Origin of the sequence: Streptomyces sp. NPDC057271, assembly GCF_042668715.1 — a bacterium.
GTDB lineage: Bacteria > Actinomycetota > Actinomycetes > Streptomycetales > Streptomycetaceae > Streptomyces.
Window position 1 is genome coordinate 1 of record NZ_JBHUYJ010000109.1, and the last position, 26,930, is coordinate 26,930.

General features: G+C 72.8%; 21 protein-coding genes and 1 pseudogene. 17 read left to right on the plus strand and 5 right to left on the minus strand.

What is annotated here, in order from left to right:
- The first annotated feature begins 426 nt into the window (after positions 1–426).
- On the plus strand, positions 427–1,203 hold the full coding sequence (locus ACFUJR_RS32810) for a tetratricopeptide repeat protein (protein ID WP_383181766.1): 777 nt from the start codon (positions 427–429) through the stop codon (positions 1,201–1,203).
- 68 nt (positions 1,204–1,271) lie between these two features.
- On the opposite strand, the gene ACFUJR_RS32815 is transcribed toward ACFUJR_RS32810, so the two are convergent.
- The gene (locus tag ACFUJR_RS32815; RefSeq protein WP_383172756.1) at positions 1,272–2,546 is read right to left on the minus strand and encodes a DUF1015 domain-containing protein; all 1,275 of its coding nucleotides are present in this window, start codon (positions 2,544–2,546) and stop codon (positions 1,272–1,274) included.
- A 79-nt stretch (positions 2,547–2,625) separates the two neighbouring features.
- On the opposite strand from ACFUJR_RS32815, the gene ACFUJR_RS32820 reads away from it, so the two are divergent.
- The 4 genes from ACFUJR_RS32820 (at position 2,626) to ACFUJR_RS32835 (ending at position 6,765) form a co-directional block, all read left to right on the plus strand.
- Positions 2,626–3,738 carry an HAD hydrolase-like protein gene (locus tag ACFUJR_RS32820; protein WP_383172757.1) on the plus strand — a complete coding sequence of 371 codons (1,113 nt, stop codon included), beginning with the start codon at positions 2,626–2,628 and terminating at the stop codon, positions 3,736–3,738.
- 74 nt (positions 3,739–3,812) lie between these two features.
- On the plus strand, positions 3,813–4,868 hold the full coding sequence (locus ACFUJR_RS32825) for an iron chelate uptake ABC transporter family permease subunit (protein WP_383172759.1): 1,056 nt from the start codon (positions 3,813–3,815) through the stop codon (positions 4,866–4,868).
- Entirely contained in the window at positions 4,865–5,899 is a 1,035-nt protein-coding gene (locus ACFUJR_RS32830; protein WP_383172761.1) for a FecCD family ABC transporter permease, read from the plus strand. The genes ACFUJR_RS32825 and ACFUJR_RS32830 overlap by 4 nt, the downstream gene beginning before the upstream one ends.
- 35 nt (positions 5,900–5,934) lie before the next feature.
- Entirely contained in the window at positions 5,935–6,765 is an 831-nt protein-coding gene (locus ACFUJR_RS32835; protein ID WP_383172763.1) for an ABC transporter ATP-binding protein, read from the plus strand.
- Here the strand turns inward: ACFUJR_RS32835 and ACFUJR_RS32840 are convergent.
- On the minus strand, positions 6,754–7,101 hold the full coding sequence (locus tag ACFUJR_RS32840; protein ID WP_383172765.1) for an SCP2 sterol-binding domain-containing protein: 348 nt from the start codon (positions 7,099–7,101) through the stop codon (positions 6,754–6,756). The genes ACFUJR_RS32835 and ACFUJR_RS32840 overlap by 12 nt on opposite strands.
- A 42-nt stretch (positions 7,102–7,143) precedes the next feature.
- On the opposite strand from ACFUJR_RS32840, the gene ACFUJR_RS32845 reads away from it, so the two are divergent.
- The 6 genes from ACFUJR_RS32845 to ACFUJR_RS32870 all read left to right on the plus strand — a co-directional run bounded on the left by ACFUJR_RS32845 (position 7,144) and on the right by ACFUJR_RS32870 (position 13,685).
- Positions 7,144–7,482: a hypothetical protein gene (locus ACFUJR_RS32845; protein ID WP_383172767.1), complete on the plus strand. Its 339-nt coding sequence runs from the start codon at positions 7,144–7,146 to the stop codon at positions 7,480–7,482.
- A gap of 83 nt (positions 7,483–7,565) precedes the next feature.
- Positions 7,566–8,381 (plus strand): TlyA family RNA methyltransferase, encoded by an 816-nt coding sequence (locus ACFUJR_RS32850; protein ID WP_383172769.1) that lies wholly within the window; start codon positions 7,566–7,568, stop codon positions 8,379–8,381.
- Positions 8,378–9,295 (plus strand): NAD kinase, encoded by a 918-nt coding sequence (locus ACFUJR_RS32855; protein ID WP_383172771.1) that lies wholly within the window; start codon positions 8,378–8,380, stop codon positions 9,293–9,295. The genes ACFUJR_RS32850 and ACFUJR_RS32855 overlap by 4 nt, the downstream gene beginning before the upstream one ends.
- Before the next feature lie 321 nt (positions 9,296–9,616).
- Entirely contained in the window at positions 9,617–11,335 is a 1,719-nt protein-coding gene (recN, locus tag ACFUJR_RS32860) for a DNA repair protein RecN (protein ID WP_383451019.1), read from the plus strand.
- A 409-nt stretch (positions 11,336–11,744) separates the two neighbouring features.
- Entirely contained in the window at positions 11,745–12,509 is a 765-nt protein-coding gene (locus tag ACFUJR_RS32865; protein WP_383172773.1) for a hypothetical protein, read from the plus strand.
- Positions 12,510–12,599: 90 nt separating this feature from the next.
- On the plus strand, positions 12,600–13,685 hold the full coding sequence (locus ACFUJR_RS32870) for a glycosyltransferase family 4 protein (protein WP_383172775.1): 1,086 nt from the start codon (positions 12,600–12,602) through the stop codon (positions 13,683–13,685).
- Positions 13,686–13,885: 200 nt separating this feature from the next.
- On the opposite strand, the gene ACFUJR_RS32875 is transcribed toward ACFUJR_RS32870, so the two are convergent.
- From ACFUJR_RS32875 to ACFUJR_RS32885, 3 genes are all read right to left on the minus strand, one after another.
- Positions 13,886–15,535, minus strand: a complete 1,650-nt coding sequence (locus ACFUJR_RS32875; RefSeq protein WP_383172777.1) for a PucR family transcriptional regulator — start codon at positions 15,533–15,535, stop codon at positions 13,886–13,888.
- Between the two features lie 211 nt (positions 15,536–15,746).
- Entirely contained in the window at positions 15,747–17,138 is a 1,392-nt protein-coding gene (locus ACFUJR_RS32880) for an FAD-binding oxidoreductase (protein ID WP_383172779.1), read from the minus strand.
- 108 nt (positions 17,139–17,246) lie between these two features.
- Positions 17,247–19,049 (minus strand): glycoside hydrolase family 15 protein, encoded by a 1,803-nt coding sequence (locus tag ACFUJR_RS32885; protein ID WP_383172781.1) that lies wholly within the window; start codon positions 19,047–19,049, stop codon positions 17,247–17,249.
- A gap of 419 nt (positions 19,050–19,468) precedes the next feature.
- On the opposite strand from ACFUJR_RS32885, the gene ACFUJR_RS32890 reads away from it, so the two are divergent.
- The 6 genes and pseudogenes from ACFUJR_RS32890 to ACFUJR_RS32915 form a co-directional block, all read left to right on the plus strand.
- Positions 19,469–21,118, plus strand: coding sequence for a CTP synthase (locus ACFUJR_RS32890; protein ID WP_383172783.1), 1,650 nt, complete (start codon positions 19,469–19,471; stop codon positions 21,116–21,118).
- An 86-nt stretch (positions 21,119–21,204) separates the two neighbouring features.
- The gene (locus ACFUJR_RS32895) at positions 21,205–21,831 is read left to right on the plus strand and encodes an NUDIX domain-containing protein (RefSeq protein ID WP_383172785.1); all 627 of its coding nucleotides are present in this window, start codon (positions 21,205–21,207) and stop codon (positions 21,829–21,831) included.
- Between the two features lie 226 nt (positions 21,832–22,057).
- Positions 22,058–24,043, plus strand: a complete 1,986-nt coding sequence (locus tag ACFUJR_RS32900; RefSeq protein ID WP_383172787.1) for a tetratricopeptide repeat protein — start codon at positions 22,058–22,060, stop codon at positions 24,041–24,043.
- A 146-nt stretch (positions 24,044–24,189) separates the two neighbouring features.
- Entirely contained in the window at positions 24,190–25,305 is a 1,116-nt protein-coding gene (gene ald / locus ACFUJR_RS32905; RefSeq protein WP_352191660.1) for an alanine dehydrogenase, read from the plus strand.
- Between the two features lie 399 nt (positions 25,306–25,704).
- Positions 25,705–26,748, plus strand: a complete 1,044-nt coding sequence (locus ACFUJR_RS32910) for a ParA family protein (protein ID WP_229818740.1) — start codon at positions 25,705–25,707, stop codon at positions 26,746–26,748.
- Positions 26,733–26,930, plus strand: a pseudogene (locus ACFUJR_RS32915) (hypothetical protein); the annotation flags it as partial. The gene ACFUJR_RS32910 and the pseudogene ACFUJR_RS32915, both read left to right, overlap by 16 nt.

Consider the following 26,930-nt stretch of genomic DNA (forward strand, 5'->3'; position numbering starts at 1 on the left):
GACCGTCCCCGTGACGACCGTCGTGATGACAACCGCGGTGGCGGTGGGTTCCGTCGTGATGACCGGCCGCGTGACGACCGTCGTGACGACCGTCCGTCGTACCGCCGTGACGACCGGCGCGACGAGCGTCCCCGTGACGACCGCCGTGAAGGCGGTTTCCGTCGCGATGACCGCCCCCGTGGGCCCCGTCGGGACGACAGCCGCGGTGGTGGCTTCCGTCGTGACGACCGTCGTGACGACAGCCGCGGTGGTGGCTTCCGTCGTGACGACCGTCGTGACGACAGCCGCGGTGGCGGCTACCGCGGTCGCGACGACCGGGGTGGCTACGGCCGTCGCGACGACCGCGACCGGGACCGGCCGGACCGCGCGCCCATCAAGCGGCTGCCGATCCCGGACGACGTCACGGGTGACGAGATCGACGCGGACGTGCGCCAGGAGCTCATGAGCCTGCCCAAGGGGCTCGCCGAGGACGTCGCCCGTAACCTCGTCATGGTCGCCAACCTGATCGACGAGGACCCGGAGCAGGCGTACGCGTACTCCCGTATCGCCCTGCGGCTCGCCTCGCGTGTCGCCGCCGTCCGCGAGGCCGCCGGTTTCGCCGCGTACGCGACCCAGAAGTACTCCGAGGCGCTGGCCGAGTTCCGGGCCGCGCGGCGGATGACCGGTGGTGTCGAGCTCTGGCCCGTGATGGCCGACTGCGAGCGCGGCATGGGCCGGCCCGAGCGGGCGCTCGCCATGGCCGGTGAGCCCGAGGTGCAGAAGCTGGACAAGGCCGGGCAGGTCGAGATGCGTCTCGTCGCCGCCGGCGCCCGTCGCGACATGGGGCAGCTCGACGCCGCCATCGTGACCCTCCAGAGCCCCGAGCTCGCGTCCACCGCCGTCCACCCGTGGACCGCTCGCCTGCGGTACGCCTACGCCGACGCGCTGCTCGCAGCCGGGCGCGAGGACGAGGCGCGTGAGTGGTTCGCCAAGACGGCGGAGTCGGACAAGGACGGGGCCACGGACGCCTCCGACCGTCTCGCCGAGCTGGACGGTGTCGAGTTCGTGGACGCCATCGACGAGCTGGACGAGACCGACGAGACCGACGAGACCGAGGAGTCCGAGGAGTCCGAGGAGTCCGAGGAGTCCGACGAGACGGTCGCCGTCGACGAGGCGGACCAGATCGACGACGAGGACGACGAGGAGCTGGACGACCGGGCGTAAGCGCCGACGCCGTCAGGCACATGAGGAAGGGCGGCACCCCTGTCGGGGCGCCGCCCTTCCTCATGTGCTCAGCCCAGCGCCAGGCTTCTGAGCACCAGGCCCGTCGCCGGCTTCGGCCCGAAGGACGTCGACTTGCGGGGCATGGTGACGCCCTGCCGGGCCAGGTCCCGTACGACGTCCTCCCGTACCGGATGCATGAGCACCGCCGTGCCACCACGGCGTTCCGCCTGCGCCACGGCGGCCTCGGTGTCGTGGATGTAGGCGATCTCCTCCGGGTCGTCCGGGATGTGCCAGAGGTGGTCGAGGAGCGTGGCGTGCAGGACCGTGGCGTCCAGGGTGCGCCAGGCCTCCGGGCGGTCGGCCGGGACCGTCCGGGCGAGGAGTTCCGGGTCAGGCCGGTCCACGAGGTGGAAGGTGCCGTCTCCGGCGAGGAGGAAGGCGTTGCCGTCGGAGGTGGCGGTCGCCAGGGCCTCCATGGCCGTCGTCAGGGTGCCCTCGACGCGGCGGACGCGGAAGCCGTCGCCGAGGGCGGTGAGGGCGTCGCCGACGGGGAGGCGGTTGAGCAGCCGGTGGATGGCGCGGACCCTGAGGGGATAGCGGGCTGTGTCGATGAGCAGCACCAGGCCGTAGTTCCACGGGCTGGGCTGGGCGTGCTCCTCGCGGAGGCGGAGGTACGTCGCCCAGCGGTGGTGGCCGTCGGCGATCAGCGCCTGGTGCTCGGCGAGACCCGTGGAGACCGTGGCGAGTTCGTCGGGGTCCGTGATCGCCCAGAGGCGGTGGTGGAAGCCGTCCTCGGTGGTGGTGGCGAGCAGGGGCTCGCGGTGGACGGTGCGCTCGATGACCTCGGCCGTCCCGTTGCCGTTGCCCCGGTAGGTGAGGAGCAGCGGCTCCAGGTTGGCCGCGGTCGTCCGCATCAGCGCGGCGCGGTCCTCGACGACGTGCGGCATGACGTCCTCGTGGGGGAGCACGATCCCCTCGGCCGGGGTGGAGAGTTCCAGGGCGCCGATGATGCCCCGCTGCAGGATGCCGTCGCCGCTCTGCTCGTACACGTACAGAGCGGGCTCGGGGTCCGGCGCGAGGACGCCTTCGGCGAGCCAGCGGTCGAGGGTGACGGCGGCCTTGCGGTGGCGGGTGCCCGCGGTGATGGCCTGAGGCAGGATCAGCCGCACGATGTTGTGGGGGTCGGCGGACTCGAGGTGGTGCAGCCCGTCGGGCCGTACGACGACGTCGTACGGCGGTGAGGTCACGGCGGCCAGGCTGCCGACCCGCTCGGGGACATAGCGGAGTCCCCGGAACGGGACCAGGTGCAGACCGTCATTGGCCGCAGGACCTCTGCTCATCATTGCGCAATCGTAAGTGCGCGGTGGCAATGAGCGATGATCGGGGGAGTCGGGACGGTCGAGACGTGAGGAGTACGAGGTCATGGGTGACGGCGGCCGGGGCGGTCAGGGCGTGCGGCGGGGCTCGGAACGGGGCCGGGAGCCTGGGCTGCGGCATGGTTCGCGGGAGGTCAGGGACCGGCCTTCCGGTATCGAGCGGGCGCTGTGCGAGGCGTACGACACGGCGCTGCTGGATCTGGACGGTGTGGTGTACGCGGGCGGGGAGGCGATCGCCCACGCCGTGGACGCGCTGGGGGCGGCCCGCTCCGGTGGGATGCACCTCGCGTACGTCACCAACAACGCGCTGAGGACCCCGGACGCGGTGGCCGCGCATCTGACCGAGCTGGGCGTTCCGGCGGAGGCGACGGACGTCGTCACGTCGGCGCAGGCGGTGGCTCGGCTGATCGCCGACGAAGTGCCCGCAGGGTCACCGGTGTTGGTGGTCGGAGGGGAGGGGCTCCGGGTGGCGCTGCGCGAGCGGGGCCTGGAGCCGGTGGAGTCGGCGGACGTGGACGGTCTCGCGGCCGTGGTGCAGGGGTACGGCGGGCCGGAGATGCCGTGGGCGCGGTTCGCGGAGGCGGGCTACGCGGTGGCGCGGGGCGTGCCGTGGTACGCCTCGAACACGGACCTGACGATTCCGGGGGCGCGGGGGCTCGGGCCGGGGAACGGGGCGGCGGTGGAGGTCGTACGGATCGTCACGGGCGGTGTGGTGGAGCCTACGGTGGCGGGGAAGCCGTTGCCGCCGATGCACCGCGAGACGGTGCTGCGGACGGGGGCGGAGCGGCCGCTGGTGGTCGGGGACCGGCTGGACACGGACATCGAGGGGGCGTTCAACGGGGGCGTGGACTCGCTGCTCGTGCTGACGGGGGTGACGGACGTGGCGCAGCTGCTCGCCGCGGTTCCGGAGCACCGGCCGACGTACGTGGACGCGGATCTGCGGGGGCTGTTGACGGGGCAGCCGCAGGTGGTCGGGGCGCACGGGGGCTTCGTGTGCGGTGGCTGGTCGGCCGAGGCGCGCGGTGGTGAGCTCGTCCTCGACGGCGAGGGGTCCGCCCTGGACGGGGTGCGGGCGCTGTGCGCGGCGGCGTGGACGGACGCCGGGGCGGGTGCCTGCGGGTTGGACGCGGGGAAGGCACTGGCCCGGTTGGAGCTGTGACGGGCTGCGTACCGGGGTTCTGACCTGCGGACGGGGATCGAACATCGATAGCAGGGTAGGCTAACCTAACTGCCGTGTTGGTCGAGAGTCCCTCCCGAGCGAGCGCGGATCCGACCGGCCCCGACCAGAAGCCGACGCGCCGCCGTTCCGTGCGCGCCGTCGGGTTGGTCGCGGCCGTCGGAGTCCTGCTGCTGGTCTGTGTCCTGAGTGTCATGATCGGCGCCAAACCGGTGCCGCTCGGCGACGTGTGGCACGGGTTGTTCCAGAACACCGGTGTCGGGAACGACGTCATCGTCCATGACGTCCGCGTCCCCCGGACCCTCCTCGGGCTGCTCGTCGGCGTCGCCCTCGGCCTCTCGGGGGCCGTGATGCAGGGCCTCACCCGTAACCCGCTCGCCGAGCCGGGGCTCCTGGGCGTCAACGCCGGCGCGGCCGCGGCCGTCGTCTCCGCGATCGCCTTCCTCGGGATCTCGGACGTCGGCGACTACATCTGGTTCGCGTTCGCCGGCGCGGCCGTCGTCTCCGTCGTCGTGTACGTCCTCGGCGGCAGCCGCAGCTCGACGCCCGTGCGCCTCGCGCTCGCCGGAACGGCCGCCACCGCCGCGCTCTACGGCTACGTCAACGCCGTCCAGCTGCTGAACTCGGCCGCGCTCGACCGGCTCCGCTTCTGGACCGTCGGCTCGCTCGCCTCCGCCGACATGGAGACCGTGCGCCGCGTGGCGCCGTTCATCCTCGCCGGCGTCGTCCTCGCCCTGCTCATCGCCCGGCCGCTCAACGCCATGGAGCTGGGCGACGACACCGCCCGCGCGCTCGGCGCCGACCTCAACCGCACCCGCGTCCTCGCGATGGCCGCGGTCACGCTGATGTGCGGCGCCGCGACCGCCGCCTGCGGGCCGATCGTGTTCCTCGGCCTGATGGTCCCGTACCTCGTACGCGCCATCACCGGCCCCGACATGCGCTGGATCCTCCCGTACGCGGCCGTCCTCTCGCCCGTCCTGCTGCTCGGCTCCGACGTGGTCGGCCGGCTCGTCGCCCGCCCCGCGGAGCTACAGGTCGGCATCGTGACCGCGCTGATCGGCGGGCCCGTCTTCATCCGCCTCGTCCGCCGCAAGAGGATGGCCCAGCTGTGACCGCCAAGACGCTTCGGACCGGCGCCGGGCTCTCCCTGCGCTACGCGCCCCGCGCCGCCCTCTCCCTGGTCGGGCTGCTCGCCCTCGCCCTCGCGGCCGCCGTCGTGCTCATCGGCAGCGGAGACTTCCCCATCGCCCCCGGTGACGTCGTCGCCACCCTCCTCGGTGACGGGACCGCCGTGCAGGAGTTCGCCGTCATGGACCTGCGGCTCCCGCGCGTCCTCGTCGCCGTCTTCGTCGGCGCCGCGCTCGGCGTCGGTGGCGCGGTCTTCCAGTCCATCTCCCGCAACCCGCTCGGCAGCCCCGATGTCATCGGCTTCGGCCAGGGCGCCACGGTCGGCGCGCTGGCCGTCATCGTCCTCTTCCAGGGCAGCGCGATGGCCGCGGCGGGCGGCGCCGTCGTCGGCGCCCTGCTGACGGGCACCGCGATCTACCTGCTCGCCTGGAAGCGCGGTATCCACGGCTACCGGCTCGTCCTCGTGGGCATCGGAGCGGCCGCGATGCTCACGGCCGTCATCCACTACCTGATCACCAAGGCCAACCTCGTCGACGCCACCCGCGCAACCGTCTGGATGACGGGTTCGCTCGACGGGCGGGACTGGGCGCAGTTCTGGCCGCTCTTCGCCGTCTGCTGCGTCCTGATCCCGCTGGTCCTGGGCCACGGCCGGGCGCTGCGGATGCTGGAGATGGGCGACGACGCCGCGTACGCCCTCGGGGTGCGGGTGGAGCGGACCCGCATCGTGCTGATGGCCTCCGCCGTGCTGCTCGTCGCCGTGGCCACCGCAGCGGCCGGACCCATCGTCTTCGTCTCCCTCAGCGCCCCGCAGCTCGCGCGCCGGCTGACCCGCTCGCCCGGCCCGAACCTCGCCGCCTCCGCCCTCATGGGCTCGGTACTGCTGCTCGTCGCCGACTGGACCGCGACCAACGCCTTCGGCGACCGACAGCTGCCGGTGGGCGTCGTCACCGGGGTGCTCGGCGGCTGCTATCTGCTGTGGCTGCTCGTCACCGAGCGCAAGGCCGGACGGATATGACGGATTCCAACGAGAAGAACAACAGGAGCACCTCCATGGACCGCCAGACCCAGCGGCTCGGCGCGGAATCGGTCACCCTCGCCTACGACCAGCGGGTCATCGCCCGCGACCTGTCCGTCGAGATCCCCGACAACTCGTTCACGGTCATCGTCGGCCCCAACGCCTGCGGCAAGTCGACCTTGCTGCGGGCCCTGTCCCGGATGCTCAAGCCCTCCGAGGGCCGGGTGCTCCTCGACGGGCAGAGCATCCACAGACTGCCGGCCAAGAAGGTGGCCAAGACCCTCGGTCTGCTGCCCCAGTCCTCCGTCGCCCCCGACGGCATCACGGTCGCCGACCTCGTGGCCCGCGGGCGCTACCCGCACCAGGGGCTGCTGCGTCAGTGGTCGCCGGAGGACGAGCGGATCGTCCAGGAGTCCATGGCCGCGACCGGCGTCGCGGAGCTGGCCGAGCGGTACGTCGACGAGCTGTCCGGCGGCCAGCGCCAGCGGGTGTGGATCGCGATGGCGCTCGCACAGCAGACCCCGCTGCTGCTCCTCGACGAGCCCACGACCTTCCTGGACATCCAGCACCAGATCGACGTCCTCGACCTCTGCGCCGAACTGCACGAGGCGCAGGGCCGGACCCTCGTCGCCGTCCTCCACGACCTCAACCACGCGGCCCGGTACGCCACCCACCTCATCGCCGTGCGCGGCGGCGAGGTGGTCGCGGAGGGGCCGCCTGCCGAGGTCGTGACGGCCGAGCTCGTCGAGCGGGTCTTCGGGCTGCGCTGCCAGGTCATCGAGGACCCGGAGACGGGCACGCCGCTGGTCGTGCCGGCGGGCCGGAAGGCGCGGGCGGAGAAGCGGGAGCCCGCGCTACAGAAGTGAGCGCAGCTTCAGCAGATCGCGGAAGCCGGCCTCCAGCCTGACCCGGCCGGAGGCCCACGCCTTCGCGAAGTTCAGCTCGCCTCCCACCATCGCCACCAGGTCGTCGCCTGTCATCGCCAGGCGGATCTGCGCCTTGGCGGGCGGCGGGCCCGGCACCGTGTCCCGGACCTCGACCCGGCCGCCCGCCAGGCGACCGGTGAACGTCGTGTCCAGGTCGGTGATGTGGCAGCTCAGGCTGCGGTCGAGCGCGGCGGCGCTGCGGATCTCGCCGTCCGCGCGCGCGAGACTGTCCGAAAGTCTGTCGAGTGCGCTGCGGCACTCCTCGATCGTGGCCATCGTGATCGACCGTACCCCAGGGCTTCGCGATAGCGTCGGGGGATGAACGACGTGACGGATGCGACGCCGGCCCCGGACGAGGGCGCGGTCCCGGCCTCGGGCGCAGGCCCGGCATCGGTCCCGGCCGCGCAGGCGGCGCCGGGGACCGGGGAGGCAGCGGCTTTCGAACCCGCCGCGCCCGCGCCCCTCGGCGTGCAGCGCGTCCCCACCGGCCGTCCCGCCGTGGACGCCCTCCTGGAGCGGCTCGGCGACGCCGACCACCTCGCGGCGGACGGACACCTGGAGGTGTACGAGGATGTACACCGTGGGCTGCGCGACGAGCTGACCTCGCTCGACGCCGTCCGCCCCGGACCGGCACCCGGACCGGCACCCGGACCGTGAACGGTCCCGTCGCCGTCTCCGTACAACCAGCCGTACAACCAGCCGTAGAACCCCGTCGTACAACCACAGGAGCTGAACCGAACGTGGCAGGAGTGGCACGCCGCCGTCTGGACGCCGAGCTGGTACGCCGCAAGCTCGCCCGCTCGCGCGAGCACGCCAGCCAGCTGATCGCCGCCGGGCGGGTGACCGTCGGCAAGACGGTCGCGACCAAACCCGCCACCCAGGTGGAGACGGCCGCGGCCATCCTCGTCGCCCAGGACGACGCCGACCCCGACTACGTCTCGCGCGGCGGCCACAAGCTGGCCGGTGCCTTCGCCGCCTTCGTACCGCAGGGACTGACGGTCGAGGGCCGGCGGGCGCTGGACGCGGGCGCGTCGACCGGCGGGTTCACGGACGTCCTGCTGCGGGCGGGCGCCGCGCACGTCGTCGCCGTGGACGTCGGCTACGGACAGCTCGCCTGGTCGCTCCAGAGCGACGAGCGGGTCACCGTGAAAGACCGGACGAACGTACGCGAGTTGACCCTCGACGCCATCGACGGCACCCCCGTCGACCTCGTCGTCGGCGACCTCTCCTTCATCCCCCTCGGCCTCGTGCTGCCCGCCCTCGTGCGCTGCACGGCCCCCGACGCGGACCTCGTGCTCATGGTGAAACCGCAGTTCGAGGTGGGCAAGGAGCGTCTCGGCACGGGCGGCGTCGTCCGCAGCCCCGAGCTCCGGGCCGACACCGTGCGGAACGTGGCGCGCCAGGCGGCCGGGCTCGGGCTCGGGGTGCTGGGCGTGACGGCGAGCCCGCTGCCCGGCCCCTCCGGCAACGTCGAGTACTTTCTGTGGCTGCGGGCAGGGGCGCCCGCGCTGGATCCGGCGGATGTCGACCGCGCCGTGGCGGAGGGACCTCGTTGAACTCAACGACCGCACCACCTGGTAGCCGTACTGTCTTCCTGCTCGCGCACACCGGCCGGCCGGCCGCCGTGCGCAGCGCCGAACTCGTCGTACTCGGGCTCCTGCGGAACGGCATCGGCGTCCGCGTCCTGGAGGCGGAGGCGGCCGACCTGCCGCTGCCGCCGTCCGTGGAGACCGTGCCGGAGGCCTGCACCGACGCGCTGGAGGGCTGCGAGCTGCTCGTCGTCCTCGGCGGCGACGGGACGCTGCTGCGCGGCTCGGAGTTCTCGCGGGCTTCCGGCGTGCCGATGCTCGGCGTCAACCTGGGCCGGGTCGGCTTCCTCGCGGAGGCCGAGCGCGACGACCTCGACAAGGTCGTCGACCGGGTCGTCACGCGCGCGTACGAGGTCGAGGAGCGGATGACCCTCGACGTGGTCGTGTACGAGAACGGCGACGTGCTGCACCGCGACTGGGCGCTGAACGAGGCGGCCGTGCAGAAGGTCTCCCCGGAACGGATGCTGGAGGTCGTGCTCGCGATCGACGGCCGTCCGGTCACCGGGTTCGGCTGCGACGGGGTGATCTGCGCGACTCCGACGGGCTCGACGGCGTACGCCTTCTCGGCCGGCGGACCCGTGATCTGGCCCGAGGTCGAGGCGCTGCTCATGGTCCCGATCGGGGCGCACGCGCTGTTCGCCAAGCCGCTCGTGACGACGCCCGAGTCGGTGCTCGCGGTGGAGGTGGAACCGCACACGCCGAACGGCGTGCTGTGGTGCGACGGCCGCCGTACGGTCGAACTCCCGGCGGGCGCACGGGTCGAGGTCCGGCGCGGCGCCGTTCCGGTACGGCTCGCCCGGCTGCACCACGCCTCCTTCACGGACCGTCTGGTGGCGAAGTTCGCCCTCCCGGTCTCGGGGTGGCGCGGGGCACCCCACTAGGCCCTGTCGTCGAAGTGGCGCCGGTAGGGCCCGCGGCGTCCGGTGCCGTGCATCGCAAGGCGGAGGGGTGCCCGACCACTGGACGTACTCGGGCGCTCCGACAACGCGGCGAGGTGCGGTGCCGGGCGTCGCGGGCCAGGCGAGACTTCGACGACAGGGCCCAGGGCGACGGCCGGGGACCCGGCGCCCCGGCACGAGGCCGGGGCCGCCCACCCCCACGGGTGACAGCCGCGTTCCCGACCTGCGGGTTCGCCACGTTCCGGCAGGGGCCGTCGCACAGGCGGGGCCGGACCTCGTAAGGTCTTCCCCGTGTTGGAGGAGATGCGGATACGGTCGCTCGGGGTCATCGACGACGCTGTTGTCGAGCTGTCGCCCGGTTTCACCGCGGTGACCGGCGAGACCGGCGCCGGCAAGACCATGGTCGTGACCAGCCTGGGGCTGCTGCTCGGCGGGCGCGCCGACCCCGCCCTGGTGCGGATCGGCGCGGGCTCCGCCGTGGTCGAGGGGCGGATCACGCTGCCCGACGGCTCGGGCGTCGCCGCGTGCGCCGAGGAGGCGGGCGCGGAGCTGGACGACGGCACGCTGCTCGTCAGCCGGACGGTCTCGGCCGAGGGCCGCTCGCGCGCCCACCTCGGCGGGCGCTCCGTGCCCGTCGGCCTGCTGGCCGAGCTCGCGGACGAACTCGTCGCCGTGCACGGCCAGACCGACCAGCAGGGCCTGCTCAAGCCCGCCCGGCAGCGCGGCGCGCTCGACCGCTACGCGGGCGAGGCCGTCGCCGTACCGCTTGCCGCTTACGGAGAGGCGTACCGGCGGCTGCGGGCCGTCGTCGCCGAGCTGGACGAGATCACGACCCGGGCGCGGGAGCGGGCCCAGGAGGCCGATCTGCTGCGTTTCGGGCTCGGTGAGATCGAGGCCGTCGAACCGCTGCCCGGGGAGGACCTCGAGCTGGCCGCGGAGGCGGAGCGCCTCGGGCACGCCGAGGCCCTCGCCTCGGCCGCCGCGCTCGCGCACGCGGCGCTGGCCGGACAGCCCGAGGACCCGGAGGCCGTCGACGCCACGACCCTCGTCGCCGGGGCGGGGCGCGCGCTCGAAGCCGTACGGTCGCACGACCCGGCGCTCGCCGCGCTCGCCGACCGGATGGGCGAGATCTCCATCCTGCTCGCCGACGTGGCGGGGGAGCTCGCCGGGTACGCCGACAACCTGGACGCCGACCCGCGCCGCCTCGCGGCGGTGGAGGAGCGGCGGGCGGCGCTGACCCAGCTCACCCGGAAGTACGGCGAGGACGTCGCGGCCGTTCTGGCGTGGGCGCAGGAGAGCGCGGCCCGGCTCACGGAGCTGGAGGGCGACGACGACCGGATCGGCGAACTGACGGCCGAGCGGGACGCGCTGCGGGCCGAACTCTCGGTGCTCGCGCAGGCGCTCACCGATGCGCGTACGGAGGCGGCGGCGCGGTTCGCCGACGCGGTCACCGCCGAGCTGGCCTCGCTCGCGATGCCCCACGCGCGCGTGTCGTTCGCGATCAGCCAGACCGAGGACCCGGAAGGCGTCGAGGTCGGCGGGCGCCGGGTCGCGTACTCGCCGTCCGGTGCCGACGAGGTCGAGCTGCTGCTCGCCCCGCACCCGGGCGCGCCGCCGCGGCCGATCGCCAAGGGCGCGTCCGGTGGTGAGCTGTCCCGGGTGATGCTGGCGGTCGAGGTCGTCTTCGCGGGTACGGACCCGGTGCCGACGTATCTCTTCGACGAGGTCGACGCGGGCGTCGGCGGCAAGGCGGCCGTGGAGATCGGCCGCCGGCTGGCGAAGCTCGCCAGGACGGCGCAGGTCGTGGTGGTCACCCACCTGCCGCAGGTGGCGGCGTTCGCCGACCGCCAGCTGCTGGTGGAGAAGACGAACGACGGCTCGGTGACCCGCTCCGGCGTGACGGTCCTGGAGGGCGAGGACCGGGTCCGCGAGCTGTCGCGGATGCTGGCGGGCCAGGAGGACTCGGAGACGGCCCGCGCCCACGCGGAGGAACTCCTGGCAACGGCCCGAGCGGACGGCTGAGTGCGCCGCGGCACGGCGGTGGGCGCGCCCTCGGCGGCGCGACCGCCGACGGCCGTGCGGCCGTGTCGCCCGGCGGCCTGGTGGACGGGCGGCCAGACGACGGTGCCTCGGCGGCACGGGCGGCAGGGGGACGGTGCCTCGGCGGCGTCGGCGGGTCGTTGACGGCGCGGCTCGGTGTCCGAGGGGCCGGGCCCGGCCTGCCGGAGGCCTCCGGCGGCGGGGGGCGATGCGACGTGGCGAGCGCGCCCGTCCCTGTCCGGCTCCAGTCGACCGGTGCGGCGCGCGCCCTTTGCCCGGTCTCGGACGAGCGAGCGTGACGGGCGCGGTATGTGCTGCTCCGGGGTGCCTCCCCGGGTGGCGGCCCCGGGGCGCCTCCCCGGCGCGTGGGGCAACTGCCTAGGGTGGGGGCATGATCGGGACTTCGGGCAGGGTGGGGGCGTTCGTCGTGGCCGCGGGGGTCGCGCGGGCCGTGTACGGGGTGCTGCGGCGGCGGGACGACCCGCGGTGGCGGCGGGAGAACCACGCCGGGCGGAGCGTCGACCTGTACGCCGGTCCCGCCACCGCCCTCGGCGCGGCCGTGGCGGTCGGGAGCGCAGCGAGACGGGGGTCCCCCCGGTCGGAGGCAGGGGGAGGGCCGGCCGCCTTCGCCGTGCTCGCCGCCGGGGCCTGCGGGGCGTACGACGACGTCAAGGGCGACCACCGACGGGGTCTCCGGGCGCACCTCGGGGCCCTGCGCGAGGGAGAGGTCACCAGCGGGACCGTGAAGCTCATCGGGATCGGCGCGGCCGGGCTCGTGGCCGGGGCGATGCTCAAGGAGCGGCCCGTCGACAAGGTCCTCGCGGGCGTCGTCATCGCCGGCACCGCCCACTTCGTCAACCTCGTGGATGTGGCGCCAGGGCGTGCCGGGTTGACGGTGCTGGGGCTCGCCGCCCCCGGGCTGGTGCGCGGCTCGCTCGCCGCAGCTCCCATGGGTGCCGCGATCGCCGTCCTCACCGACGACCTCGGTGAGCGCACGATGCTCGGCGACACCGGCGCCCACGCGCTCGGCGCCGCGGTCGGCAGTGCCATCGCAGCCGGGAACGGGCGGTTCGGACTCGCCGTCCACGCGGCCGGGCTCATCGCCGCGGCGGCGTTCGGAGACCAGGTCAGCACCCTCGCACGTTCACCCATGTGAGTGATAGCGCGTGACGAGTTGGGGCCTTGGACACGGTGACGACGGGGCTTCGGTGCCGGAACGTGCGTACGGGCTGGCATCCTTGGGCGCGTGACACAGCTCCGTACGGTCCAAGTGCTGGGCGGCGGCAGCGCGGGCAGCAGCGCTCACGTCCGATCACTTGCCTCGGGGCTGGTGGCGAGAGGCGTGCGGGTGACCGTGTGCGCCCCGGCCGAACTCGACCGCGCCTACGACTTCATCGGCGCCGGCGCGCACTTCGTGCCCGTGCCGCGCCGCAACGACCCCGCGACGGTCGCTCAGCTCCGTAACGCCTGCATCGGCGCCGACGTCGTGCACGCGCACGGCCTGCACGCCTCCGTACGGGCGACGCTCGCGCTGTCGGGCCCGGTCCGTGCCCCGGCGCTCGTGACGACCTGGCACACCCGCACCCATGTGGACGGGGCCCGGGGCCGGCTGCTGCGGCTGCTCGAACGGACGACGGTGCGGGCGTCCGCCGTCGTCCTCGGGACCTCGTCCGAGCTGGTCGACCGGGCGCGGCGCCGTGGCGCGCGCGACGCGCGGCTCGCCCCCGTGACCGTGCCCGCCTCACGGGCCCCGGTCTGTCTGCACGACGGCAAGGCGCGGGCCGAACTGGGAGCGGTGGACCGGCCGTTGTTGATGGCCGTTGGCGCCCTCGTGCCCGAGCGTGGGTACGGGCTCCTCCTGGACGCGGCACGGGAGTGGCGGGACATGGAACCGCAGCCCCTGCTGGTGATCGCGGGCGAGGGGCGCGAACGGGCCGCGCTCCAGCGGCGGATCGAGGCGGAGGGCCTCGGAGTCCGGCTGATCGGCCGCCGCGAGGACGTGGCGGAGCTGCTCGCCGCCGCCGACGTGGCGGTCCTCCCGTCGCGGTGGGAGGCGCGCGCCCTGCTGGCACAGGAGGCGCTGCGGCTCGGCGTGCCGCTGGTGGCCACCGCGGTCGGCGGTGTGCCCGAACTCGTCGGGGATGCGGCCGAGTTGGTGCCGTGGGGGGACGCGGGTGCGCTGGCCGCCGCCGTACGGGGGCTGCTGGAGGACGCCGACCGCCGCATGGACCTGGCGGCGGCGGGCAGAACGCAGGCGAGGACCTGGCCCACGGAGGACGAGACGATCGCGCACGTCCTGAGCGTGTACGACGAGCTGTCCGGCCGCCCCTGAACGTCCCGTCCGGTCCGTCACATCTGGTCTGTCCGGTCCGTCTGGCCGGTCCGGTCCGGTCCGTCTGGTCTGGTTCGTCTACCGCCCGTCCGTCTGGTCCGTCCGTACCGCCCGTCCGTCTGGTCCGTCCGTACCGCCCGTCCGTCTGGTCCGTCCGGTCCCGTCCCATCCCGTCCGTCCTGGCCGCCCGGCGTCCCGTTCTACGGGGTGTGCCGGCGCGCCCGGAGCGCGAGCGACAGCGCCAGGACCGTCTGCGGGTCGTCCAGGTCCGTGCCGAGGAGTTCGGAGATGCGGGCCAGGCGGTTGTAGAGCGTCTGGCGGTTGAGGTGGAGTTCGCGGGCCGTCTCCGCCTTGCGGCCCGCGTGGGCCAGGTAGGTCTCCAGGGTCGGGAGCAGCGGCGGGCGGGCGGCGCGGTCGTGGTCCCGCAGGGGGCCGATCGCACGGTCGACGAAGGCCGCGAGGTCCGGATGGTCGCGCAGGCGCCACAGCAGCAGGTCGATGTCGAGCCGCCGCGCGTCGTACCAGGGGCGGTCGGAGAGGCCCTGCGCCGCCGTCGCCGTCTCGCCCACGTGCCGCAAGGACGCCGCTGCCGCCGCCCAGCCGCCCGCCACGCCCACCACGACCACCGGCGGCTGCGCCCCGGCCCTCGCCCAGGCTCCGCCCGGGGCCGACCCCGCGAGGCCCGCCCGTTCCACGCCCGCGCGCAGCGCCGCCGCGACCCGGTCCGCCACAGCCGTCCGCTCCGACTCCGAGCGCAGACCGAGCAGCAGGGGCACACGACCCTCCACGGGCCGCACGCCGAGCAGCACCGGAACGCCGACCGACGACAGCTCCTCCAGGACCGCCCGCGCGAGCAGCGCCCAGTTGCCCGAGGGGGAGAGTTCGGGGGCGAGGCGCATGACCACGGGCAGCAGCGGGCCGTCCCCCGGGCGGAAGCCCAGCACCCGCGCCTGCGCCGGCGCGTCCTCCGCCGTGATCCGGCCCTCCGCCAGGTCCGTCAGGAAGTCGCCCCTGCCCCGCGCCGCCAGCTCCTCCTCCTGGCGGGCCTGCATCAGCACGACCGCCAGGATTCCCGCCGCCCGCTCGGCCGCCATCCGGTGCACCGGGGCGAGCGGGCCGGAGACCGCGAGCAGCACGAGGCGGGCGCGGACCGATCCCGTACCGGGTCCGCCGCCGGGCACGTCCACGAGCACGGCGCCCGTCGGCGGCCCCGACTCCCGTGCCGCCCGCTGGCCCCGCAGCCCGTCCCACACCTGGAGCGGGTCCGCCGGGCCCGACTCCGTACCGGCGGCGTACAGCAGCTGCCCGTCCGCCGTCTCCAGGAAGACCGGGTTCGCCGTGAAGTCGGCGAGGATCCGCAGCACCTGCGGCACCCCGCCCCCGCCGAGCAGCGCCTCCGTGCACTGCCGGTGGACCTCTTCCGCCTGCCGCAGCAGCGCGTAGTGGCCGTTGACGATCTCGGTGTGGATCTCCTCCGTGACGGCCACGAACGGCACCTCGCGGTGCAGCTGCACCAGCGGCAGGCCCGCCGAGCGCGCCGTCTCCACGATCGTCGCCGGCAGCCGCGAGAACCTCGGCCCCAGCTCCACCACCAGGGCCGCGATGCCCCGGTCCGCGAGCCGCCGTACGAACGCGCGCTGCTCCGCCGGGCGGGCACCGAGGCCGAGCCCGGTCGTGAGCAGCAGCTCACCGCCCTTGAGCAGCGAGGCGATGTTCGGGACCTCGCCCGCGTGCACCCAGCGCACGGTCCGGTTCAACCGGTCCGCACCCGCGACCACCTCCGGGAGGCCGCTGCGGAGCCCGGGCAGCTCCAGCGCCCGCTGCACGGTGATCCCGCCCTGATTGTCCATGGAGCCGGACGCTACCTCCGTCCATGTTCCGGCGACATCACCCGCCGGTCACGGGACCCGACACTTCGTCCGTACCGTCGACAACTCGTCGCTTCATCGGGCCAATTGTGCGGCCGCATGTCGATTGTGGCGTACGTCACGCAAGAGGGGCCGCAGAGCCACCGAGTGCGAGCGGGCGGCGCGGGAGGTGACCGACGTGCTCCGGTGAGAATCAGGCGGCGGCCGGGGTGATGTTGTGGTTGAAGCGGAAGACGTTGTCGGGGTCGTACACGGCCTTCACGGCGGCGAGCCTGCGGTAGTTTTCGGCGCCGAAGCCCGCGACGACCCGCGCGTCGCCCTCGGCGCCGATGAAGTTCAGGTACACGTCCCCGGTCGACCACGGCCGCGCGTCGGCCCGGACATCCCGCACCCACTGGATCGCCCGCTCGTCGTCGGCCGGGTCCTCCCAGGTCGCGAACGGGTGGACGACCCAGGGCGCCGAGCGCCACGGGATCGGATAGTCGGCCGGACCGGCCGCCACGGCGCCGCCCATCATGAACAGGACGTGCTGGGTGGCGGTCGGGGCGGGGATCAGCGCCCCCCGCGCGCAGAAGGCGTCCACGGCGTCGTCCGGAAGGGCGTGCAGGTACTCCGCCGACCAGTAGTTCCGCAGCCCCGGCGGATCGTCGATCATGCACTGGAAGTCCACGTACGGAATATCCGTGACCATCTCGACCACGGGCTTCAGGGCGAACAGGGGCGCCGCGAGGTCACGGACCTCGGCGACGGGACCGGCGTACGAGATCAGCGCAGCGCACACCAGCTCGCCGACGAGGTGCTCGGGGATGAACGGCTCGGGCGGCGCGGGGAAGTAGATGATGCCGCCCCCGGCCTCGTCCGGGGCGCGGTCCGCCAGGTCCCGGAAGGTGCGCACCACCTCGGGCGCCGACTCGGGCAGGAAGAACAGCATCGCGAAGCTCATCTCCGGCAGCTCGTGCAGCCGCAGGGTGAGCGAGGTCGCCACACCGAAGTTCCCGCCGCCGCCGTGCAGCGCCCAGAACAGCTCCGGGTTCGTCTCCGCGTCCGCGTGCACGTGCTTCCCCTCGGCGGTGACCAGCTCCGCCGCGAGGAGGTTGTCGCAGGCGAGGCCGAACTTCCGCTCCAGCCAGCCCGATCCGCCGCCCAGCGTGAAGCCGCCCACGCCCGTGGTGGAGACCCGGCCGCCGGTCGTGGCCAGGTGGAAGGGCTGGGTCGCGTGGTCCAGATGGCTCATGGTCGCCCCGCCCCCGACCCGTACCGTCATGTGCTCGGGGTCGGCGACGACCGTGTGCATCCGGCGCAGATCGATCACGAGTCCGTCGTCCACCACGGAGGTTCCGGCGACGCTGTGCCCGCCGCCGCGCACGGCGATGGGCAGCCCGGTCTCCCGGCCGAAGAGGACGGCGTTGGAGACGTCCTCCGTGGTCGCGCACTGGGCGATGACGGCGGGACGCCGGTCGATCATGCCGTTGTGGATCGTCCGTGCCTCGTCGTAGCCGGGATCGCCGGGGACGTACACCTCGCCCGCCAGATCCTCACGGAGTCCGGTGAGCGCGGTCGGCGGGACGCTGATCGGGGGAGCCATGGGGAGCCCCCCTTTCCGAGAGGGGGACAGGACCCTTTCAGCGTATTCCGGAGCGCCGCGCCCCGCGCCTCAACGGCCGGCGCCCCGCGCCTCAACGGCCCGCGGGCTTCAGCCGCCGTACGCGCCGCTCGCCGTCAGCCGCAGTGCCGTGTCGATCAGCGGGACGTGGCTGAAGGCCTGCGGGAAGTTCCCCACCTGCCGCTGCAGCCGCGAGTCCCACTCCTCGGCGAGCAGCCCCAGGTCGTTGCGGAGCGCCAGCAGCCGCTCGAAGAGCTTGCGGGCCTCGTCCACTCGCCCGATCATCGCCAGGTCGTCGGCGAGCCAGAACGAGCACGCCAGGAAGGCGCCCTCGTCGCCCTCCAGGCCGTCCACTCCGGCGTCCTCGCCCGCGGTCGGATAGCGCAGTACGAAGCCGTCCTCGGTGGACAGCTCCCGCTGGATCGCCTCGATCGTGCCGATGACCCGCTTGTCGTCCGGCGGGAGGAAGCCCATCTGTGGGATGAGCAGCAGCGAGGCGTCCAGCTCCTTGGAGCCGTACGACTGCGTGAACGTGTTCCGCTCCTTGTCGTAGCCCTTCTCGCACACGTCCCGGTGGATCTCGTCGCGCAGCTCGCGCCAGCGCTCCAGCGGGCCGTCGGCGTCCCCGGACTCGATGAGCTTGATCGTGCGGTCGACCGCCACCCAGGCCATCACCTTGGAGTGCACGAAGTGCCGGCGTGGTCCGCGCACCTCCCAGATGCCCTCGTCGGGCTGGTCCCAGTGCGTCTCCAGGTAGCGGATCAGCTTGAGCTGGAGGAGCGAGGCGTAGTCGTTGCGGGAGAGCCCCGTCATGTGCGCCAGGTGCAGGGCCTCGGTGACCTCGCCGTACACGTCCAGCTGGAGCTGGTTGGCCGCTCCGTTGCCGACCCGCACCGGGCCGGAGTTCTCGTATCCCGGCAGCCAGTCCAGCTCGGCCTCGCCGAGCTCGCGCTCGCCCGCGATCCCGTACATGATCTGCAGGTTCTCCGGGTCGCCCGCGACCGCCCTGAGCAGCCAGTCCCGCCAGGCGCGGGCCTCCTCGCGGTAGCCGGTGCGCAGCATCGACGACAGCGTGATCGCCGCGTCGCGGAGCCAGGTGTAGCGGTAGTCCCAGTTCCGTACGCCGCCGATCTCCTCCGGCAGGGAGGTGGTCGGCGCGGCGACGATCCCGCCCGTCGGCGCGTAGGTCAGCGCCTTCAGCGTGATCAGCGAGCGGACCACGGCCTCGCGGTACGGGCCGTGGTACGTGCAGTGCTCCACCCACTCCCGCCAGAAGTCCTCGGTGGCCTCCAGCGAGCCCTCCGGGTCCGGCAGGGCGGGCGCCTCCTTGTGCGAGGGCTGCCAGCTGATGGTGAAGGTGATCCGGTCGCCCGGCGTGACGGTGAAGTCCGAGTACGTCGTGAGGTCCTGGCCGTGCGTCTCGGTGTCCGTATCGAGCCACACCGAGTCGGGGCCCGCGACGGCGACCGTACGGTCCCCGACCTTGTGCACCCACGGCACGACCCGTCCGTAGCTGAACCGCATCCGCAGCGCGGAGTGCATCGGCACCCGGCCCGAGACGCCCTCCACGATCCGGATCAGCTGCGGCGCGCCGTCACGCGGGGGCATGAAGTCGGTCACCCGGACCGTTCCGCGCGGGGTGTCCCACTCGGACTCGAGGATGAGCGAGTCGCCGCGGTAGCGCCGGCGGTCGGCGGGCGGCGGGGGAGCGCCCTCGGGGCCGGCGGGGCCGACCCGCCAGAATCCGTGCTCCTCCGTGCCGAGGAGCCCCGCGAAGACGGCATGCGAGTCGAAGCGGGGCAGGCAGAGCCAGTCGACACTGCCGTCCCGGCAGACCAGGGCGGCGGTCTGCATGTCTCCGATGAGTGCGTAATCCTCGATGCGCCCGGCCACGTGCTCTCTCCAGATCGAACGGCCACGTCCGCCCCGCAGGGCGCTTGCTACAGGTCAGCGGTCAGGTCGGCGGTCAACTGATCGTTGACGCTCGGCGGCGAGTGTCCGAGCAGGATACGACGCATCGGGTTGCGTTCTCGTCACGTCGTGGCTCCGATCGGGTGAGCAGGGCTTGACGCCGTGAGGATCCGGCGCCGCGAGGCGCACCCGGGGGGCTGCGTCGCCATCCGTGTGCACTCGACTGCCCCGTGTGGCCGGAAGCAGTCTCCCGATGTCGCTGATACCCTGGTACCCCGTGGACCGGTGGGAAACGGCGACAGCCGAGCCCCCGCAACCGCAGCGACGGCACCCCCCGATTCTTCCGGAGGGCACGCCGGAACGCACCTCCAGAACGCGACCACGGGAGCCCCCTCTTGGCGATGCCGCCCAAAACCACGACGACCAAGCACATCTTCGTCACCGGGGGTGTCGCCTCCTCCCTCGGCAAGGGCCTGACCGCCTCCAGCCTGGGTGCGCTCCTCAAGGCGCGGGGCCTGCGGGTCACGATGCAGAAGCTCGACCCGTACCTGAACGTCGACCCCGGCACGATGAACCCGTTCCAGCACGGCGAGGTCTTCGTCACCAACGACGGTGCCGAGACCGACCTGGACATCGGCCACTACGAGCGCTTCCTCGACGTCGACCTCGACGGCTCGGCCAACGTCACCACCGGCCAGGTCTACTCGCAGGTCATCGCGAAGGAGCGGCGCGGCGAGTACCTCGGCGACACCGTCCAGGTCATCCCGCACATCACCAACGAGATCAAGTCGCGGATCCGCCGCATGGCGACCGACGACGTCGACGTGGTCATCACCGAGGTCGGCGGCACGGTCGGCGACATCGAGTCGCTGCCGTTCCTGGAGACCGTCCGACAGGTCCGCCACGAGGTCGGCCGCGACAACGTCTTCGTCGTGCACATCTCGCTGCTCCCCTACATCGGACCCTCCGGTGAGCTGAAGACCAAGCCGACCCAGCACTCCGTCGCCGCGCTGCGCAACATCGGTATCCAGCCGGACGCCATCGTGCTGCGCGCCGACCGCGAGGTCCCCACGGCCATCAAGCGCAAGATCTCGCTGATGTGCGACGTCGACGAGGCCGCCGTCGTGGCCGCCATCGACGCCAAGTCGATCTACGACATCCCGAAGGTCCTGCACACCGAGGGCCTGGACGCCTACGTCGTGCGCAAGCTCGACCTGCCGTTCCGCGACGTGGACTGGACGACGTGGGACGACCTGCTGGACCGCGTCCACAACCCGGAGCACGAGGTCACTGTCGCTCTCGTCGGCAAGTACATCGACCTGCCCGACGCGTACCTCTCGATCACCGAGGCCATGCGCGCCGGCGGCTTCGCCAACAAGGCGCGGGTCAAGGTCAAGTGGGTCACCTCCGACGACTGCAAGACCCCGGCCGGTGCGAAGAAGCAGCTCGGTGACGTCGACGCCATCCTGGTCCCGGGCGGCTTCGGCGACCGTGGTGTCAACGGCAAGATCGGCGCGATCCAGTACGCCCGTGAGAACAAGGTGCCGCTGCTCGGCATCTGTCTGGGCCTGCAGTGCATCGTGATCGAGGCCGCGCGCAACCTGGCCGACATCCCGGAGGCCAACTCCACCGAGTTCGACGCCGCGACCGCCCACCCCGTCGTCTCGACGATGGAGGAGCAGCTCGCGTACGTCGAGGGCGCGGGCGACCTGGGCGGAACGATGCGCCTCGGCCTCTACCCGGCGAAGCTCGCCGAGGGCTCGATCGTCCGCGAGGTCTACGACGACCAGCCGTACGTCGAGGAGCGCCACCGCCACCGCTACGAGGTCAACAACGCGTACCGCGCCGAGCTGGAGAAGAAGGCCGGTCTGGTCTTCTCCGGAACCTCCCCGGACAACAAGCTCGTCGAGTACGTCGAGTACCCGCGCGAGGTGCACCCGTACCTGGTCGCGACCCAGGCCCACCCGGAGCTGCGCTCGCGTCCGACGCGTCCGCACCCGCTCTTCGCGGGCCTGGTCAAGGCCGCCGTCGAGCGCAAGACGGCCAAGTAGTACGAGGAGTTAACGTTGCCGGGGTACAGGTCCTTCACCGGGCCGGTACCCCGGCTTTCGTATGTGGTTCGTGTGGGAGGACGCAGATGGAGTTGCAGGACACCCCGGAGGAGTGGCGGATCGTCGCGACGACGACCCCGTTCCAGGGAAAGAAGACGAGTGTCCGCACGGACGACGTGGTCATGCCCGACGGCACGGTCGCGCGCCGCGACTACCAGGTCCACCCCGGTTCGGTGGCGGTCGTCGCCCTCGACGACCAGGACAGGGTGCTGCTGGTGAAGCAGTACCGGCACCCCGTGCGGCAGAAGCTCTGGGAGATCCCGGCCGGCCTCCTCGACGTGCCGGGGGAGAACCCGCTGCACGCCGCGCAGCGCGAGCTGTACGAGGAGGCGCACGTCAAGGCCGAGGACTGGCGGGTCCTGACCGACGTCTACACGACGCCGGGCGGCTGCGACGAGGCGGTACGGATCTTCCTGGCGCGGGACCTGTCGGAGGCGCGGGGCGACCGCTTCGACGTGTCCGACGAGGAGGCCGACATGGAGCTGGCCCGGGTCCCGCTCGCGGACCTGGTCCGTGGCGCGCTGGCGGGCGGGCTGCACAACAACTGTCTGGTCGTGGGTGTGCTTTCGCTGGCGGCGGCGCGGGCGGGTGACGGCGTCGAGGCCCTGCGCCCGGCGGACGCGCCTTGGCCTGCGCGTCCCTTCGAGTCGTAGGGGACACGCCGCTCCCGACCGGGGGCGGCGCCACCCCCAGCCCCGCGGGACGAAGGCCCACACGGGCGTCGAGGAGAGGGGCGGTATGAACATCCGCTGATCCGATCGGGGGAACTGTCCGCCCTGCCCCGCCGGGTCCGGTACGCGCGCTGAACTACGCTCGGGATCGCCCGTGCGGAGACCCCCGCGGGATCGGCTCGTGCGCAGGTGGACGGGAGCGTGGCCCGTGACGGATCAGGCGGTGGCAGCGGGCGGGGTGCGGACCTTCTACGGCCGTCAGCGGGAGTTGAAGGCCCTGCGCGCCGACATCGAACGGACCGGACTCGACACGCTCGCCGGCCACAAGGCCCCACGCGCGCGCGTCCTGCTGATCGCCGGACGCCCCGGCTCCGGCCGGACGAGGCTCGCCGAGGAACTGGTCACGGGGCTCGGCACCGCCTACCCCGACGGGGTGTTCCGCGCCCGGCTCACCGAACCCGGCGGCGACCCCGTCCCCACCGCTCGCGTCGCGCAGGGGCTGCTCCAGGACCTGGACGTCGCCGAGCCGCCCGGCGCCGGGGAGGACGAGCTGACCGAACTGGTCCGCGATGCCCTCGCCTCGCGCCGCAGCGTCCTCGTCCTCGACGACTGCGTCGACGCCGAGCAGGTCGACCCGCTGATCCCCGACAACCCCGACGGGCTCGTCGTCGCCGTCGCCAAGGGACCGCTCACCGGAATCCCCGACGTCCGGCCCTGCACCCTCGGCGGCCTCGACCCCAAGTCGGCGATCGAGCTGCTCACCGCCTTCACCGGCTCCGTACGTGTGACGGTCGACCCGCAGGCGGCCGAGACCCTCGTCGAGGAGTGCGGCGGCCAGCCGGCCGCCGTCGTCCTCGCCGGCGGCTGGCTCGGCGCCCGCCCCAAGGCCTCCGTCGCCGACCTCGCCAAGCGGCTGCGCGCCCTCTCCGGCGACCCGCTCTCCCGCGCGTTCCAGTTGGTCCACGAGTCCCTGGCCCCGCCGGCCGCCCGGATACTGCGATACCTCTCCCTCGCCCCCCTCGGCCGCGCGGACGCCCACACCGCCTCCGCCCTGGCAGGCTGCTCCGTCTCGGCGGCCGCGAGCACCCTGGCCGGTTTCGTCGCGCTGGGTCTCGCCGCCGAGGGCGAGGACGGTCAGTACGAGGTGCCCGGGCACCTCGTCCCCCTTCTGCGCGAACAGATGGAGGAGCGCGACCGCCCCGCCGAGGTACAGCTCGCCCGTGCCCGGATGCTGGAGCGGACCGTACGGCTCCTCCAGTCCTGCCGCGCGGTCACCGAGCCCGAGGGGTCCGCCGCCCGCAAGAAGCTCGCCGGACTGCCCCGCGCCCTGCGCTTCGCGAGCGTGCCCGCCGCCGCCGAATGGCTGGAGAGCCGCCGGCCCGTGCTGCTCGCCTCCGCCCGGCTCGCCGTCGCCGACGGAGAGCTCGACACCCTGGCCCGCCGGCTCGTCGCCGCCCTGGTCAGGGCCGAGACGGCGCACCGCGGTGCCGAGGCCGCGGCGCCCGTCCTCTACGGCCTGCACCGACTTGTCCTGGACGTGGCCGAGCGGCGCGGACTGCACCGGGAGCGGGCCGCGGCCCTGTTGAACATGGCCGACCTCGACGCCGGGACCGGCCGCACGCGGGACGCCCTGGTCCGCTACCGGGCCGCCCTGGACGCCGGGCGGGCCGCCGACGACCCGTACGCGATCGGTCGGGCGATGGAATCCGTAGGAGGTTCGTACCAGGAACTGGGGGACTGGCAGCGGGCCGGTGACTGGTACGGCCGGGCCCTCGCCCAGCGTCTCGCCCGCGACGAGCGGGCCGACCAGGCCCGGCTCTACGCACGGCTCGGCACCGTCCAGACCTACGCGGGCCGCTACGGCGAGGCCCTGCGGAACTGGCGCGCCGCCGCCGCGGCCCACCGGCGCCTCGCGGATCTCCCCGGCCACGCGCGGGCGTTGAGCGAGGCGGCCCGGGTCCAGGAGTACGCCGGACGGCCCGAGGAGTCCCTGCGGACCTGCGAGGAGGCGGTCGAGTGGGCGCGCCGGGCAAGGGACGTACGGCTCCAGGCGGCGCTGCAGCTCCGGCTCGCCGACACCCTCGACCGGCTCGGCGACCCCGCCGCGGCCCGATTGCACCGGTCCGCGGCCGAAAGGCTCCTCGGAGGCGTATCTTCCGCCTACGAAATCCGTAGTGCTTCCAGTGAAGATTAATGCTTTGCAAGGCTAGACACGGGGAACTCCTTCATTAGACTGGGTGCGCCGCGATCGACCGCGGTCTGTCCCGATGCGCCTTAGTGCATCCGGGTATGTATCGCAGTGCACCCCCGTTTCCCCTGATTCAAGGACCGTGATCGACGATGAAGGTCGGCATCCCCCGCGAGGTCAAGAACAACGAGTTCCGCGTGGCCATCACCCCCGCCGGTGTCCATGAGCTCGTCCGTAACGGCCACCAGGTCTTCGTCGAGCAGAACGCCGGTGTGGGCTCCTCGATCACGGACGAGGAGTACGTCTCCGCCGGCGCGCAGATCCTGCCCACCGCGGACGAGGTCTGGGCCACGGCCGACCTGCTCCTGAAGGTCAAGGAGCCCATCGCGGAGGAGTACCACCGCCTCCGCAAGGACCAGACCCTCTTCACGTACCTGCACCTCGCCGCCTCCCGCGAGTGCACGGACGCGCTGCTGGAGTCCGGCACCACCGCCATCGCCTACGAGACGGTCGAGACCGCGAACCGCGCCCTGCCGCTGCTCGCCCCGATGTCCGAGGTCGCGGGCCGTCTGGCCCCGCAGGTGGGCGCCTACCACCTGATGCGCTCGGTCGGCGGCCGTGGCGTGCTCCCCGGCGGCGTCCCCGGCACCCACGCCGGCGAGTGCGTCGTCATCGGCGGCGGCGTCTCCGGCTGGAACGCCACCCAGATCGCCGTCGGCATGGGCTTCCACGTGACCCTCCTCGACCGCGACATCAACAAGCTCCGCGAGGCCGACAAGATCTTCGGCACCAAGGTGAAGACGATCGTCTCCAACGCCTTCGAGCTGGAGAAGGCCGTCGTCGAGGCCGACCTCGTCATCGGCGCCGTCCTCATCCCGGGCGCCAAGGCCCCGAAGCTGGTCACCAACGAGCTCGTCGCCAAGATGAAGCCCGGAAGTGTCCTTGTCGACATTGCGATCGACCAGGGCGGCTGCTTCGAGGACTCGCACCCGACCACCCACGCCGAGCCGACCTTCCAGGTCCACAACTCGGTCTTCTACTGCGTCGCCAACATGCCGGGTGCGGTGCCGAACACCTCCACCTACGCCCTGACCAACGCCACGCTGCCGTACATCGTGTCGCTGGCGAACAACGGCTGGGTCGAGGCGCTGCGCCGCGACGCCGCCCTCGGTCTGGGCCTCAACACCCATGACGGCAAGGTGGTTTACAAGGAGGTCGCCGAGGCGCACGGCCTCGAGCACGTCGAGCTGGCGAGCCTCCTGGGCTGAGCTCCTTAGACGTCGCGTCAACCGGCGCCGTCAACCTCGCGCATCCGGCCACTTCCGGGGCGCGGAGCAACTCGCCTCGAACGTAACCCTTTAACCGTTTCGCACACCCCCGAAACGTATGGATGCATGGCTGTGCACCCTTGACAGGGAGGTGTTCGGTTGCCGACACATCGGGCCGGGTCCGGCGGATTGTGTTGCTGCGGAGCGGTGACACGCCATAGAGTCGCCAACCGTCGGCATGGTGCCACGCTGACCTATCGATAAATGTTCCTGGTCACATCCAAGGAGGTAAGACGACTTGTGAATGAGTCGACATTTACTCCCGGGGGCGGACAGCCAGGAATCCCTGTCGGCTCCGTCGCTGTCCGCACCTTCGCGACCAACGCGACGCATCAGCCCATGACGACAGCCCACACGATGAAGATGATGGACGGCCTACACGTGAACGCCACGGCCGGCAACGAGAGTGGCCGAGAGTCCACCCACTTCGCCGCCTACGACGAGGTGCCCGAGGGGCACTTCTACGACCCTGACGCCGAGTACGAGCCCGACCCGGAGTACGCGGCCACCCTCGCACCCGACGCTGCCCGTCAGCGCCGCGAGCGGATCGGCCCGACCGGACGGCCCCTGCCGTACTTCCCGATCCCGGGTCCGCTGACCGATCACGGACCCGCGAAGATCATCGCGATGTGCAACCAGAAGGGCGGCGTCGGCAAGACCACGTCGACCATCAACCTGGGTGCGGCGCTCGCGGAGTACGGACGGCGGGTGCTGCTCGTCGACTTCGACCCGCAGGGAGCCCTGTCGGTCGGTCTCGGTGTGAACCCGATGGAGCTCGACCTCACCGTCTATAACCTGCTCATGGAGCGGGGCATGTCGGCGGACGAGGTGCTGCTCAAGACCGCCGTGCCCAACATGGACCTGCTGCCGAGCAACATCGACCTCTCGGCGGCCGAGGTGCAGTTGGTCAGCGAGGTGGCCCGCGAGTCGACGCTGCAGCGCGCCCTGAAGCCGCTGATGAACGACTACGACTACATCGTGATCGACTGTCAGCCCTCGCTCGGCCTGCTGACCGTGAACGCCCTGACGGCGGCTCACAAGGTCATCGTGCCGCTGGAATGCGAGTTCTTCGCGCTGCGCGGTGTGGCCCTGCTGACCGAGACGATCGAGAAGGTCCAGGAGCGGCTCAACCCGGAGCTGGAGCTCGACGGCATCCTCGCCACGATGTACGACTCGCGTACGGTGCACAGCCGTGAGGTCCTGGCGCGTGTGGTCGAGGCCTTCGACGACCACGTCTACCACACCGTCATCGGCCGTACCGTGCGCTTCCCGGAGACCACGGTCGCCGGTGAGCCGATCACGACGTACGCGTCGAACTCGGTGGGTGCCGCCGCCTATCGTCAGCTCGCCAGGGAGGTGCTCGCCCGGTGTCACGCCGAGTGAGTCTGCCCGGCGCCGACGAACTGTTCCGTACGACCGGGGGGATGGCGCTGCAGTCCTCCTCGCCCCGTGGCCGGGTGCCGGCTCCTGCGGGCGAGAGCGACACGGAGGCGGCGGAGGGCTCGGGTGCGGGTTCCGGCTCGGTCTCCGCCGAGCACTCGGCGGCGCGGCCCGCGGAGCAGGCG